Below are 13,453 nucleotides of genomic sequence, written 5' to 3' on the forward strand. Positions count from 1 at the left end.
TCGAATCCTGCAAGCCGCGCCAGCTATCGGGCGGCCAAAAGCAGCGCATCGGCGTGGCGCGCGCCTTTGCCGGCGACGCCAAGGTGGTGGTGGCCGACGAGCCGGTGTCGGCGCTCGACGTTTCGGTGCAGGCGGCGGTGACCGAACTGCTGATGGACATCCAGCGCAAGAATAAGACGACAATGCTGTTCATCAGCCATGATCTGTCGGTCGTGCGCTACATCGCCGACCGCGTCGTGGTCATGTATCTCGGCTATATTGTCGAGCAAGGCACGACCGACCAGATCTTCGCGCCGCCCTACCATCCCTATACCGAGGCACTGCTGTCGGCGATCCCGATCGCTGACACCAGCGTGGTCAAGCGGCACATCGTGCTGGAGGGCGACATTCCCTCGGCGATGAACCCGCCGTCCGGCTGCCCGTTCCAGACCCGCTGCGGCTACAAGAAGCTGGTGCCTGATAATCTTTGCGAGACCAAGGTGCCACCGGTCAAGCATCTCGGCGACGGCCATATGAGCCTGTGCTGGCTCTCCGACGACGTGCTGGCCAAGATGGAGCCGGTGATCAAGTTCGACAAGGAACACGCCGCGCACGAAGGCGTGCCGGATGACGCGCCGCACGGCGATGGCCCCGGTTTTGCCGGCACGCCGCCAAAACGTCCGCGCGGCAAGACGGGCAGCGCGGCAGCCGATGCGGTGGGGCAGGCTGCCGAGGAGGCCGAAGCCGTTTCGAAAGCCCGCCGTCACGAGGTCCGCGACGAGGTTTCGGAAACCGGCCGTTCTCCAAAGCCGAGCAAGCCCAGGAAACCGAACTGACCGGCATCACGCAATTTCATATGCTGCGCCATGTGATGCGTGATGTTTGATGCTTGGAGGGAGGGCGAATTGTGAGAACGACACTTGCAATCGATGACGATGTCCTTCTTGCCGCCAAAGCTATGGCGCGGCAGCAGGATCGCAGTGTGGGCGAAGTCATTTCCGATCTGGTTCGCCGTTCGCTGCGTCCGCCGCAGGCGGGCGGTGAGCGTAACGGCATTCCCTTGCTTTCGTCGCGGCCCGGCGGGCCGATGGTCGATCTCGAAACGGTCAATGCGCTTCGCGACTAGCCGCGCTGGAACAGAGGATCTGGCAGGGTTGGGGATCTGTCGGCAGCAAGATGTCTTCCCTCGGTGGACCATCGCTGGCATTCGGGATTGGCTGGAGCCTCCCCAAACTTCGTCATCCTAGGGCGTAGCAGGAGCGAAGCTCCGTCGCGGAGACCCTGGGATCCATGCCGCGACCTCAGCCGAGGGCGCAGCGGAGCACAATTTCTGCCCGCGGCGGCGATTTGAAGTCGCGGCATGGATCCCTTGGGCTGCGGAGCAGCTCCAGGGGTCTGCGCTGCGTCGCTGCGCTCCTTGCTCCGCCCGTGGATGACGAAGCGATGAGCGTTTGCCGCTAGTCGGCAAGGCATGCCGTCCATCAGCGGGTGGTTGAAATGCTCATGCCCGGAATTAGTTCAATTGCCGCACTCGCTCAGTTGCTGCGCGTAGTCCCGCGCCATCTTGTCGGTGGCCCGGGCATAGCCCTGGACGCCGGCATCGCCCCGGTTGCCGCGGCCATAGGCGGTCCAGCCGAGATAATAGGCGAGATAGAGGTTGTAGGTGTCGTTGCGGGCGACGCCATACGTGCCTGCCGTTTTGGAGTGATACCAGCCGACAAAGTCGACGGCGTCGGCGAATTTCGTCCGCCGGGCCGCCCAGTTGCCGGTCTCGCGCTGATATTGCGACCAGGTGCCGTCCAGCGCCTGCGAAAAGCCGGTGGCCGACGAGACATGCTTCCAAGGAATGAAACCGAGCAGCTTGGTGCGCGGCGGCCTTGCATTGCTCTTGAAACCGGATTCCTTGCGGACCGTCGCCATCAGCACGGGAACGGGGATGCCGTATTTCTGCTGTGTGCGCTCGGCGGCCGACTGCCAGTTGTCGAACCAGCCGTCATTCTGGTCGAAGACGGCACAGACATTGTTGATGTGGCTGGGCGGCGTGGCGCAGGCCGAAAGCGCCAGCAGCACGCAAACCGCACCAATTTTACTAAAACTCGAACTACGCATTGGCGCAGCAATAGGCCGAAATCATAAAGGGAATCTTGCAGCGTCCGTTAACGCTTCGCCCAAGCAGTCGCTTGAGGGATTTGTGTCAGCAATCCGACGTATTTCGTCGCTTTCTCTAAATAGATATTACAGAAATGCCGCCGTGGCTAAAATCACGCCCGCAAACGGCGTATTTCTGACAGCTTGCCCGGTTTGCCGGGGCTTTGATGCCGGGCATGAACGAACCAAGACGCAAACGCGGCGCCGAGCGCACCAGCAACAGGGGCCCGTCGGCCATCCCGCAACTGCCGCTCAGGCGGGTGACAAATCCCTATCCGCCAATGGCCATGCTGTCGCCCGACCAGATCGAGCAGATCCACCAGGCGTCGATGCACATATTGGAGAATTTCGGCATCGAAGTGATGAGCCCGCGGGCGCTGTCGCTGTTCGAGAAGGCTGGCGCCAGGGTCGATCATGCATCGGCGAATGTCCGCATCGATCGCGGCCTGATCGAAGACGTGCTGAAGACCACGCAGTCCAGCTATGTGTTGACGCCGCGCAATCCGGCCAACGCCATCCATCTCGGCGGCAACACCATCAATTTCACGCTGGTTGCCGGGCCGCCGAATGTGCACGATATGGAGCGCGGCCGCCGTGCCGGCAATTTGCGCGACTATTCGGATCTGACCCGGTTGGCGCAGCATTTCAACTGCATCCACATGCTCGGCAACCAGGTCTGCGCACCGGTGGAGCTGCCGGCAAACTCCCGCCATCTCGACACCTACTTCACCAATCTGACGCTGACAGACAAGAGTTTCCATGTCTCGGCGATCGGCCGGGGCAGGGCGCTGGACGGCATCGAGATGATGGCGATTTCGCGTGGGCTGACGCTCGACCAGATGCGCGACGATCCCGGCATCACCACCATCATCTCGGTCAACTCGCCGCGCCGCTTCGACGAGATGATGGCCGAGGGGTTGATGACCATGGCCGAGTTCGGCCAGTCGGTGGCGGTGACGCCGTTCACGCTGATGGGGGCGATGAGCCCGGTGACGCTCGCCGGCGCTCTGGCGCAGCAGAATGCCGAGGCGCTGTTCGGCGTCGTGCTGACACAGCTTGTCCGTCCGGGCGCGCCGGTGATGTATGGCGCCTTCACCTCCAATGTCGACATGAAGTCCGGTGCGCCGGCCTTCGGCACGCCGGAGAACACCAAGGCCAACATCGCGTCGGGCCAACTGGCGCGGCGCTACGGGTTGCCGTACCGCACGACGCCGGGCTCGGCCTCCAATGCCGCCGACGCGCAAGGCGCCTATGAGACGCTGATGGCGCTGTGGGGCGCGGTGCTCGGCCACGGCAACCTCGTCTATCACGCCGCCGGCTGGCAGGAGGGCGGGCTGACGGCGTCGTTCGAAAAACTCATCATCGATGTCGAGATGATCCAGCACATGATGGAGTTCCTGCGCCCGATCGAGGTCAACGAGGCCGAGCTCGCCGTCGAAGCCCTGGGTGCGGTGCCGACCGGCGGCCATTTCTTCGGCGAACCGCACACGCTGGAGCGCTACGCCACCGCCTTCTACCAGCCGATGCTGTCCAACTGGCAGAATTACGAGGCCTGGCAGGAAGCCGGCGGTCTCGACGCGACGGCGCGCGCGACGCGGCTGTGGAAGAAGGCGCTGGAGGACTATGTCGAGCCGGTGATGGACATCGCCGTGCGCGAGGCGCTGGAGGCTTACATGGCCAGGCGCAAGGAAGCGATCGGGCAGGGCGAGCCGTGATGCCTCCCAGCTTGAATCCACTCACCCATCCAACTCATTGATAACAGAGCAAAACTCATGAAATCGCATGCAAAGGTCGTGGTCATTGGCGGCGGTGTCGTCGGGTGCTCCGTGCTGTTCCATCTCGCCCGCCACGGCTGGACCGATGTTGTCCTGCTGGAGCGCGACGAATTGACGTCCGGCTCGACCTGGCACGCGGCCGGCGGCATGCACACCATCAACGGCGACCCCAACGTCGCCAAGCTGCAGAAATACACGATCAACCTCTACAAGGAGATCGAGGAGCTTTCCGGCCAGGCGACCGGCGTGCATCTGACCGGTGGCGTGCTTTTGGCGGCAACCGAGGCGCGGCTGGACTGGCTGCGCGGTGTCGTCGCCAAGGGCCGTTATCTCGGCATCGAGCTCGAGGAGATCTCGCCCAACGAAGCGGCCGAACTGATGCCGCTGCTCGATCCCAAGCAGTTCGTCGGCGCGGTCAGGAACAAGGAGGACGGCCATCTCGATCCCTCAGGCGTCACCCATGCCTATGCCAAGGCCGCGCGGAAACTTGGGGCGGAAGTGGAGCGCTTCACCAAGGTCGAGGACATCGTGCGGCGGCCCGACGGGCTATGGCGCGTCATCACCAACAAGGGCGAGGTGGTGGCCGAGCATGTCGTCAATGCCGGCGGCCTGTGGGCGCGCGAGGTCGGCCGCATGGTTGGTCTGGAACTGCCGGTGCTTGCCATGGAGCACATGTACCTGATCACCGAGGACATGCCTGAGGTCGCCGCCTGGAACGCCAAGACCGGCACCGAGATCATCCATGCGGTCGATTTCGACGGCGAGCTTTACCTGCGCCAGGAGCGCGGCGGCATGCTGATGGGCACCTATGAGAAGGCCAACAAGCCGTGGTCCGAATACCAGACGCCATGGAATTTCGGCCATGAATTGCTGGAGCCGGACATCGACCGCATCGCGCCGTCGCTGGAGGTCGGCTTCCGCCATTTCCCCGCCTTCCAGAACACCGGCATCAAGCAGATCATCAACGGGCCTTTCACCTTTGCGCCGGACGGCAACCCGCTGGTCGGGCCGGTGCGTGGCCTGCCGGGCTTCTGGGTCGCCTGCGGTGTCATGGCCGGGTTTTCGCAAGGCGGCGGCGTCGGCCTCGCTTTGTCGAACTGGATGATCGAGGGCGATCCCGGCGCCGACATCTGGGCGATGGATGTCGCGCGCTACGGCGACTGGGCGACGATGGCCTATACCAACGCCAAGGTGCGCGAGAATTATTCCAGGCGCTTTTCGATCCGCTTCCCCAATGAGGAGCTGCCAGCCGGGCGGCCGCTGAAGACGACGCCGATCTATGATCTGCTGTCTGCTGGGGGTGCGCAATGGGGCGTTGCCTATGGGTTGGAAGTGCCGCTGTGGTACGCACCGGAAGGCGTCAAGGACGAATTCTCGTGGCGCCGCTCGAGCGACTTTACGCAGGTCGCCAAGGAGGTCGCGACGGTACGCGACAGCGTCGGCCTGTCCGAGATTTCGAGCTTCGCCAAATACAAGGCGACGGGCGAGGGAGCGTCGGCCTGGCTCGACCGGATGCTTGCCTGCAAACTGCCGAAACCCGGCCGCATGACGCTGGCGCCGATGCTGAAGCAAGACGGCAGGCTGATCGGCGACTTCACGCTGGCCAATCTCGGGGAGGATGGCTGGTTCCTCGCCGGCTCCGGCATCGCCGAGCAATACCATATGCGCTGGTTCGAGAAGCATCTGCCTGACGACGGATCGGTCCGCATCGAGGCGCTGGGCGCGAAGCTCACCGGCCTGTCGATCGCCGGCCCGAAGGCGAGGGATGTGCTGGCAAAGGCCACGCGCTCGGATGTCTCCAATGCGGCATTTTCCTTCATGGCCATTGGCCGGATGGATATCGGCATGGCGCCGTGCCTGGTCGGCCGTGTGAGCTATACCGGCGATCTCGGCTACGAGATCTGGGTGGCGCCGGAATATCAGCGCGCCGCTTATCAAGCGCTGATGGCGGCGGGCGAGGAATTCGGCATCGGCCTGTTCGGCTCGCGCGCGCTCAATGCGCTGCGGCTGGACAAGAATTACGGCTCATGGGGGCGCGAGTACCGGCCGATCTACGGGCCGCTGGAAGCGGGGCTCGACCGCTTCGTTGCTTACGGCAAGGACGCCGATTTCATCGGCAAGGCCGCGGCGCTGGCCGAGCGCAGGCAGGGCGGCAAATTGCGCCTGCGCGCCTTTATCGTCGATGCCGACGATGCCGATGTCATTGGCGACGAGCCGATCTGGTTCGATGGCGCCGTGCGCGGCTGGGTGACGTCGGGCGGCTATGCACATCATTCGAAGAAGTCCGTCGCCGTCGGCTATGTGCCGAAGGAGATCGCAGATGAGAGCGACGGCTTCGAAATCGAACTGCTGGGCAAGCGCCATACGGCACGCATGCAGGCGGTGCCGCTTTTCGACGCCAATTTCGAACGGATGCGTGCCTGACTCCCGCAGAGATGCCTGCGGCTACAGCCGCGACTAGTGGCCATCACCGGCCTTGCATCAGCAAGGCTGCGGCCCATGTCGGCAATGCTTGCGAGATCGGGAGCGTAGCTGAGACCCACAGTGCGGCCTGCCGCACACCCGGCATCTCATCTTCGGCAATAGGTCAGCTGGCATTGCCGAGGCTTCCGGTCCGTACCTGTTGCGCAACAACTCAAGATCGAGCGCTTGGGTGTAACTGCAATGGGCACAATGCATCGTGATCTTAGTGCCGCGGTCTATCAGTAATTGAAGCGTGCATCCGGCCATGAGAAACAAAAATGCCTCCCAGTCGGAAGGAGTCAACGAGATCGGACGTAGGGTTAAAACCGTACAATTGCAGGCGTGCGATCTCGCCCAGGGTCAGGCCATCAACGTGTGGCTCCAAGGGCGCGCCCGAGCGCGCATCCCTTTCAAGACGTCAGGCGCTGCGGCGGTTGTCCAGCGCGAAGGCGCCGGCGCCGGCAAACACCAGATAGAGGAAGATGAAGCAGAAAGAGATCGCCGAATCGCCGCCATTGTTGACCGGGAAGAAGTCGCGCGGCATGTGCGCCATGAAATAGGCGATCGCCATTTCGCCGGCCAGAAGGAAGGCTACCGGCCGCGTGAACAGGCCGAGCGCCAGCAGGATGCCGCCGGCGAATTCGAGGATGCCGGCGGTCATGGTCAGCCCGGAAAGGGCGTGGTGATCGGCGCTGACGGGGAAGTTGAACAGTTTCTGGCTGCCATGCTCGATGAACTGCAGCGCGGTCATGATGCGCAACACGCCGAGCGCCTGCGGCTGGTATCTGGAGAGGCTTTCGAAAAGCTTCATAATGACTCCATTTTCAATCCGCCCGGCCATAGATTATCGCCCAGGAATGACCATTCACTTCGCATGGCCTGCCGTCAACAATCGGTGATTGGGATGTTCCCAATTGCCATTAAATTTTTCTCGCCAAGGTTGCATTAATATCTCTATGGTTGTATTGATGCGTGTACAACAATCCTGAATGTGTGGGGGCCTTTGCCATGAAAAAAGTCGTCATCAGCCTTTTCGCGATCCTCGCAGGCACCAGCTTCGCCATGGCCGAGGACGCCGGCTGTGAGGCGTTCAAGTGGCCGGTGACGCGGGAGCAGACCCTGTTTGCCGCAGCACCGGCAACGCCGTCCGGAGCGGCGCTGGCGGTTGGTGCGGCTGCGGACCTGGCGCTGGTGCCGGTAGAGAAAGCCGGTTTTGCGGTAGCGCCGGAACGTGCGCCGGCATCGGACACGTTTGGCGCCGTCGCCAGCGTGGAGGTGCCATCCGAGGGAGCCATCCAGATAAGTCTCTCGGGCGAGGCCTGGATCGATGTCATCCAGGACGGCCAGGCCATCAAGTCGGCGGGCTATAGTGGCGTGAAAACATGCCCTGGCATCCGCAAGAGCGTGCGCTTCAAGCTTGCACCGGGCCCGGCCACCGTCCAGTTCAGCGGCGCGAAAAAAGCTGAGCTGAAGGTCGCGGTGCTGGCGCCGGAATGAGACGGCGCCAGGCAGGGGATAGAGGCCTTCATCGGTAGTCCGATGAAAGCACGCGCTTTGTTTCAGCGATGTTGATCGCGGTCAGCGGACCGGCGCCATCAAGGCGAAATGCGCGCCCTGCGGGTCCTGGCATTGGACGATCCAGCTGCCGCCCGGGACCTCCATCGGCCCCATCAGGATCTTGCCGCCATTGTCGGTCACCCGTTTGGCCGCCGCATCGATGGCCGGAACATTGAAATAGAACTGCCAGACCGGGACCGGAATCTGCTCGGGCTTGTTCATGATGCCGCCGCCGGATTCGGGGCCGGCTGTAAAGGTCTGGTAAGTGCCCATCGGGCCCATGTCGAAATCGCCGGCGTCGACCCAGCCGAACTGCTCGGAATAGAAATCGAACGCGGCTTTCCAGTCGCTCGTATAAAGCTCGTGCCAGCCGATGTGACCCGGCGTGCCGGCCGGCACGACAGGCTGGTCGGGACCGTTCGGCTGCAGGAACATGAAGGTCGCGCCTTGCGGATCGGCGACGACGGCAAAGCGGCCGACGCCCGGAATGTCGTCGGGCTGGCGGTGAACGGTGCCGCCGGCTTTCTCCAGCGATGCCGTGGCAGCGTCGGCATCCCTGGTGTGGACATAGCCAAGCCAGGCGGGCGGCATACCCATCTTAGCGGCATCCTCAGGCAAGGTCATCAGGCCGCCGACGCCACGTTCGCCGACATTCATGACGACATAGCGCGGCATGCCGGGCGCCTTGTCGAAGGGCTGCGCCGTCCAGCCGATGACTTGGGTGTAGAATGCCTCGGCGGCATCGAGATCTGATGTCATCAATTCGTACCAGAAGAAGGGCATCGGGGCTTTTGGCATTTTCGGTCTCCTCACCTTTCATACGTGATCGTCGTCCATCATAGGACGATCCTCACGACGGGAATCCGACACCGCCCGGAAAACAATGGGTGTGTGTGCCAAGCGTTCCCTGGTTGCGCACCCAGCGGTTTTCGATTTCTCTACGGCTATGAAGAGTTGTCGTTCATGCGCTTGATGTCGCTCACGCCCGAGCTTGTCGCACTGTGCCATCGGGAGGAGGCCGATCCCGGCCCGGACCCGAGCTGGACAGACATGAACGACGAGGACTTTCGAGACCTTGCCTTGCGGCTGTCCAATGAAGCCGATGAGGGGCCGCTATGGGTGTTCGCCTATGGGTCGCTGATCTGGAAGCCGGAATTCGAGTCCGTCGAGCAACAACTCGCCACGGCCTTTGGCTGGCACCGCTCTTTCTGCCTCGACATGGTGCGTTGGCGGGGCAGTGCCGAGCAGCCGGGGTTGATGATGGCGCTCGAACGGGGCGGACGCTGCAACGGCGTGATCTATCGCTTGCCGGAGGGCGAAAAGCCGGCGCAGGTCGAAAGGCTGCTGCGGCGCGAAATCAGCGACCACGAAAGCATCGAGACGGTCCGGTGGCTGCCGGTGCATACGCCGCAAGGCACGCTGCGCGCGCTCGGCTTCTGGGTCGGCGTGAAGGGCAGGGGAACGTCGCTGAACCAGCCGTTGGACAGAGTGGCGAGCGTGCTGGCCAGAGCCTGCGGGCATATCGGATCCGGCGCCGAATATCTCTACAACATGGTCAGCCACCTCGAGGCGTTCGGCATCCATGACCGCAATCTGTGGCGACTGCAGCAGCTGGTCGCAGAGGAGGTCAAGACCATTCATGGCTGTAAGCTTGAACCCGGCCATTCGCTCGCACTGTAAAAGCAGCCTCGGCCTCCGATAACATGAGTAAAAAAATCATGTTATTATCCAGCCTTTTCAGAGACTTGCGCCGAAAATTGACCAATTGATAAAAAAATAAAACGTGCTAGCCTTCCCCAAAAGATAACATGGGGAACTGACGATGCCAGAAGGCCAATTCAGGGAAGGCATTGCGGGCGGCAGGCTCTCGGCCGACCAGTATGCGGATAATTTTTCCGACCTGCATCCGCCGCTCGATCACCACGAGGCGCTGGTCGAATCCGATCGTTGCTATTTCTGCTATGACGCGCCGTGCATGAATGCGTGCCCGACCTCGATCGACATTCCACTGTTCATCCGCCAGATCTCGACCGGCAATCCGATCGGTTCGGCCAAGACCATCTTCGACCAGAACATATTGGGCGGCATGTGCGCCCGCGTCTGCCCGACCGAAACGCTGTGCGAGGAAGTCTGCGTGCGCGAAGTGGCGGAAGGCAAGCCGGTGCAGATCGGCCGCCTGCAGCGCTACGCCACCGATGTCGCCATGAGCGAGAACAAGCAGTTTTATCCGCGCGCCGAGCCGACCGGCAAGACTGTCGCCGTGGTCGGCGCCGGGCCGGCCGGCCTTGCCGCCGCGCACCGGCTCGCCCGCCACGGCCATGACGTGACCATTCTGGAGGCGCGCGCGAAGGCCGGTGGCCTCAACGAATACGGCATCGCCGCCTACAAGAGTGTCGACGATTTCGCCCAGGCCGAAGTCGATTATGTGACCGCGATCGGCGGCATCGACATCCAGAACGGCAAGGCCCTCGGCCGCGACTATCAGCTGTCGGATCTGATCCGCAACTACGATGCGGTATTTCTCGGCATGGGCCTTGGCGGCGTCAATGCGCTGCGTGCCGATGGCGAGGAGGCCGACGGCGTCATCAACGCGGTCGAGTTCATTGCCGAATTGCGCCAGGCCAGCGACCTTTCCGGCCTGCCGGTTGGCCGCCGCGTCGTCGTCATCGGTGGCGGCATGACGGCCATCGACGCGGCCGTGCAGTCGAAGCTGCTCGGCGCCGAGGAGGTGACGATCTGCTACCGGCGCGGCCAGGAGCACATGAATGCGTCCGAGTTCGAGCAGGATCTGGCCGCCGCCAATGGCGTCACCATCCGCCACTGGCTGCAGCCGAAGCGGGTGATCGCCGAGGGCGGCAAAGTGTCGGGCATCGAACTCGAATACACCGCCATGAATGGCGACAGGCTTGCCGGCACCGGCGAGACGCTGACGCTCGTTGCCGATCAGGTGTTCAAGGCGATCGGACAGAGTTTTGTGCCGGCAGCCCTCAACGGCAGCGGTGCGTCGATCGATCTCGAAGCCGGCCGCATCAAGGTGGATGCGGAAGGGCGTACGTCGCTTGCCAGGGTCTGGGCCGGCGGCGACTGCATCTTCGGTGGCGACGACCTCACCGTCTCGGCGGTCGCGCAGGGGCGCGACGCTGCGGAGAGCATCAACCGGGCACTGACCTCGAACGGGAGGGCATGAGCATGGCAGATATCAGAAACAATTTCGTCGGCATCAAGTCGCCCAATCCGTTCTGGCTTGCCTCGGCGCCGCCGACCGACAAGGCCTACAACGTCATCCGCGCCTTCAAGGCCGGCTGGGGCGGCGTGGTGTGGAAGACGCTCGGCGAGGAAGGCCCGCCGGTAGTCAACGTCAACGGCCCGCGCTATGGCGCGATCTGGGGCGCCGACCGCCGCCTGCTCGGCCTCAACAACATCGAGCTGATCACCGACCGAGACCTGCAGGTCAATTTGCGCGAGATCAAGCAGGTCAAGAAGGACTGGCCCGACCGCGCCATCGTCGTCTCGCTGATGGTGCCTTGCGTCGAGGAGGCCTGGAAGGCGATCCTGCCGGTGGTCGAGGAGACCGAGGCCGACGGTATCGAGCTGAATTTCGGCTGCCCGCACGGCATGTCGGAGCGCGGCATGGGCGCGGCTGTCGGCCAGGTGCCGGAATATATCGAAATGGTGGTGCGTTGGTGCAAGCAGAACACCCGCATGCCCGTCATCACCAAGCTGACGCCCAACATCACCGATGTGCGCAAGCCCGCACGGGCGGCACATGCCGGCGGCACCGACGCGGTGTCGCTGATCAACACCATCAACTCGATCACCGGTGTCGACCTCGACAGCTTCGCGCCGCAGCCGACAATCGACGGCAAGGGCTCGCATGGCGGCTATTGCGGCCCGGCGGTGAAGCCGATCGCCATGAACATGGTGGCCGAGATCGCGCGCGATCCCGAAACCCGCGGCCTGCCGATCTCCGGCATCGGCGGCATCACCACCTGGCGTGACGCGGCCGAATTCATGGCGCTCGGCGCCGGCAATGTGCAGGTGTGCACGGCGGCGATGACCTATGGCTTCAAGATCGTGCAGGAAATGATCGCGGGCCTCGAAAACTGGATGGACGAGAAGGGGCACGCCTCGCTCAACGACATCGTCGGCCGCGCCACGCCCAATGTGACCGATTGGCAGTATCTCAACCTGAACTACGTCGCCAAGGCGCGTATCGACCAGGATGCCTGCATCAAATGCGGCCGCTGCCACATCGCCTGCGAGGACACTTCGCACCAGGCGATCACCAGCATGGTCGACGGTATCAGGCACTTCGAGGTGATCGAGGCCGAATGCGTCGGCTGTAATCTCTGCGTCAATGTCTGCCCGGTCGAGAACTGCATCACCATGGAGCCGCTGGCAGCCGGCGTGATGGACCAGCGCACCGGCAGGCCGGTATCGCCGGTCTATGCCAACTGGACGACGCACCCGAACAATCCGATGGCCAAGGTGGCTGCGGAATAGGGACACGTCACGAGAAGAGCGCCGAGGGCGCAGCAGCTTCTCTTCTCCCCGTCACTACGGGAGAAGGGGCCGGCAGGCGGATGAGGGGCAGCGCGACCTTTGGGATGATCTGCCCACCAGTCGCCCGCACCTCATATCAAAGTTGGCGCCGCCCCTCATTGCCCTGCCGGGCATTTCTCCCCGTATAGTGACGGGGAGAAAGACGCTGTCATCGCCGATTTCGCCAATCACCAACGTATTCCTTTTTCGAAAGCGGACGACTCTGCATTTTCCTATTGCAGCTAAGAATTATCCACGATACTATGTATCCATGATAAAGGAGCCGATCCAATGAAGCTGGGCGAGGGCGTTGAGGCAGCCATCCATTGCGCTGCCACGCTGGCGAGTGTGGAGGGGAACAGCACCATGCCTGGCGCTGCTCTCGCCGAGGCCTTTGGCCTGTCGCCTAGCTATCTGCTGAAGCATCTCAACATGCTGAGCGCCGCGCGCATCCTGGAATCGGTGCCCGGGCCTGCCGGTGGCTATCGGCTGGCGCGGCCGGCCGAGCGCATCACGCTGCTCGACATCGTGCTGGCCGTCGAGGGCCGCGAGCCGGCCTTCCGTTGCGGCGAGATCCGCCAGCGCAGTCCGGTGAAGCTCGATGCTTCAGCCTATGTCAAACCCTGCGGCATCAACGCGGCGATGCTGAAGGCCGAGCGCGCCTATCGCGCCGCGCTCGCCGAGACCAAGCTGTCCGATATCGTGGCCACCTATGCGGCAGAAGGCGATCCCAGGTCGCTTGCCGCGAGCTGCGCCTTCGTCGAGCGCCACCAGCGGCCGCAGAAATCCAGTTAACCCCGCCGACCCAAACCCAGGCAGATTTGAAAGGACAAGAAGATGAAACAGAGGCTGCAATTTTTCGCCAAGGCGCCGGAGATCATGAAGGCCGTGTCGGCGCTCAACAAGGCGGTGGACGAATGCGGGCTCGAGGTGAGCCTGCTGCACCTGATCAAGCTCAGAGCGTCGCAGATCAATGGCTGCTCGTACTG

General features: G+C 63.0%; 13 protein-coding genes. 10 read left to right on the forward strand and 3 right to left on the reverse strand.

What is annotated here, in order from left to right:
* A partial coding sequence (locus EN749_RS18075; RefSeq protein WP_145990939.1) for an ABC transporter ATP-binding protein occupies window positions 1-815 on the forward strand: 815 nt, incomplete at its 5' end.
* Window positions 816-886: 71 nt separating this feature from the next.
* On the forward strand, window positions 887-1,105 hold the full coding sequence (locus EN749_RS18080) for a CopG family transcriptional regulator (RefSeq protein WP_127270554.1): 219 nt from the start codon (window positions 887-889) through the stop codon (window positions 1,103-1,105).
* A 392-nt stretch (window positions 1,106-1,497) separates the two neighbouring features.
* Here the strand turns inward: EN749_RS18080 and EN749_RS18085 are convergent, their stop codons facing one another.
* On the reverse strand, window positions 1,498-2,088 hold the full coding sequence (locus EN749_RS18085; protein WP_128363634.1) for a transglycosylase SLT domain-containing protein: 591 nt from the start codon (window positions 2,086-2,088) through the stop codon (window positions 1,498-1,500).
* Between the two features lie 215 nt (window positions 2,089-2,303).
* Between EN749_RS18085 and EN749_RS18090 the strand changes: the two genes are divergently transcribed.
* Complete coding sequence (locus tag EN749_RS18090) at window positions 2,304-3,842, forward strand: trimethylamine methyltransferase family protein (RefSeq protein ID WP_145990940.1); 1,539 nt, start codon at window positions 2,304-2,306, stop codon at window positions 3,840-3,842.
* Window positions 3,843-3,899: 57 nt separating this feature from the next.
* On the forward strand, window positions 3,900-6,326 hold the full coding sequence (locus EN749_RS18095; RefSeq protein WP_128363636.1) for an FAD-dependent oxidoreductase: 2,427 nt from the start codon (window positions 3,900-3,902) through the stop codon (window positions 6,324-6,326).
* Window positions 6,327-6,783: 457 nt separating this feature from the next.
* Here EN749_RS18095 and EN749_RS18100 read toward each other — a convergent pair whose 3' ends face one another.
* A complete protein-coding gene (locus tag EN749_RS18100) occupies window positions 6,784-7,176 on the reverse strand; it encodes a DoxX family protein (protein WP_128289523.1) in 393 nt (130 codons plus the stop codon).
* Window positions 7,177-7,373: 197 nt separating this feature from the next.
* Here EN749_RS18100 and EN749_RS18105 point away from each other — a divergent pair, with 197 nt between their 5' ends.
* On the forward strand, window positions 7,374-7,862 hold the full coding sequence (locus tag EN749_RS18105) for a hypothetical protein (protein WP_127399239.1): 489 nt from the start codon (window positions 7,374-7,376) through the stop codon (window positions 7,860-7,862).
* 81 nt (window positions 7,863-7,943) lie between these two features.
* Here EN749_RS18105 and EN749_RS18110 read toward each other — a convergent pair whose 3' ends face one another.
* A complete protein-coding gene (locus EN749_RS18110; RefSeq protein WP_128363637.1) occupies window positions 7,944-8,720 on the reverse strand; it encodes a VOC family protein in 777 nt (258 codons plus the stop codon).
* 165 nt (window positions 8,721-8,885) lie between these two features.
* Here EN749_RS18110 and EN749_RS18115 point away from each other — a divergent pair, with 165 nt between their 5' ends.
* The 5 genes from EN749_RS18115 to EN749_RS18135 all read left to right on the forward strand — a co-directional run.
* On the forward strand, window positions 8,886-9,602 hold the full coding sequence (locus EN749_RS18115; protein WP_128363638.1) for a gamma-glutamylcyclotransferase: 717 nt from the start codon (window positions 8,886-8,888) through the stop codon (window positions 9,600-9,602).
* 142 nt (window positions 9,603-9,744) lie between these two features.
* Complete coding sequence (locus EN749_RS18120) at window positions 9,745-11,109, forward strand: NAD(P)-dependent oxidoreductase (RefSeq protein WP_128363639.1); 1,365 nt, start codon at window positions 9,745-9,747, stop codon at window positions 11,107-11,109.
* Between the two features lie 2 nt (window positions 11,110-11,111).
* Entirely contained in the window at window positions 11,112-12,425 is a 1,314-nt protein-coding gene (preA, locus tag EN749_RS18125) for an NAD-dependent dihydropyrimidine dehydrogenase subunit PreA (RefSeq protein WP_127397547.1), read from the forward strand.
* A gap of 330 nt (window positions 12,426-12,755) precedes the next feature.
* Window positions 12,756-13,259, forward strand: coding sequence for an Rrf2 family transcriptional regulator (locus EN749_RS18130; RefSeq protein WP_128363640.1), 504 nt, complete (start codon window positions 12,756-12,758; stop codon window positions 13,257-13,259).
* Window positions 13,260-13,301: 42 nt separating this feature from the next.
* On the forward strand, window positions 13,302-13,453 hold a 152-nt coding region (locus tag EN749_RS18135), incomplete at its 3' end, for a carboxymuconolactone decarboxylase family protein (protein WP_145990941.1).

It is taken from the genome of Mesorhizobium sp. M7A.F.Ca.ET.027.02.1.1 (genome assembly GCF_004022985.1).
Lineage (GTDB): Bacteria > Pseudomonadota > Alphaproteobacteria > Rhizobiales > Rhizobiaceae > Mesorhizobium.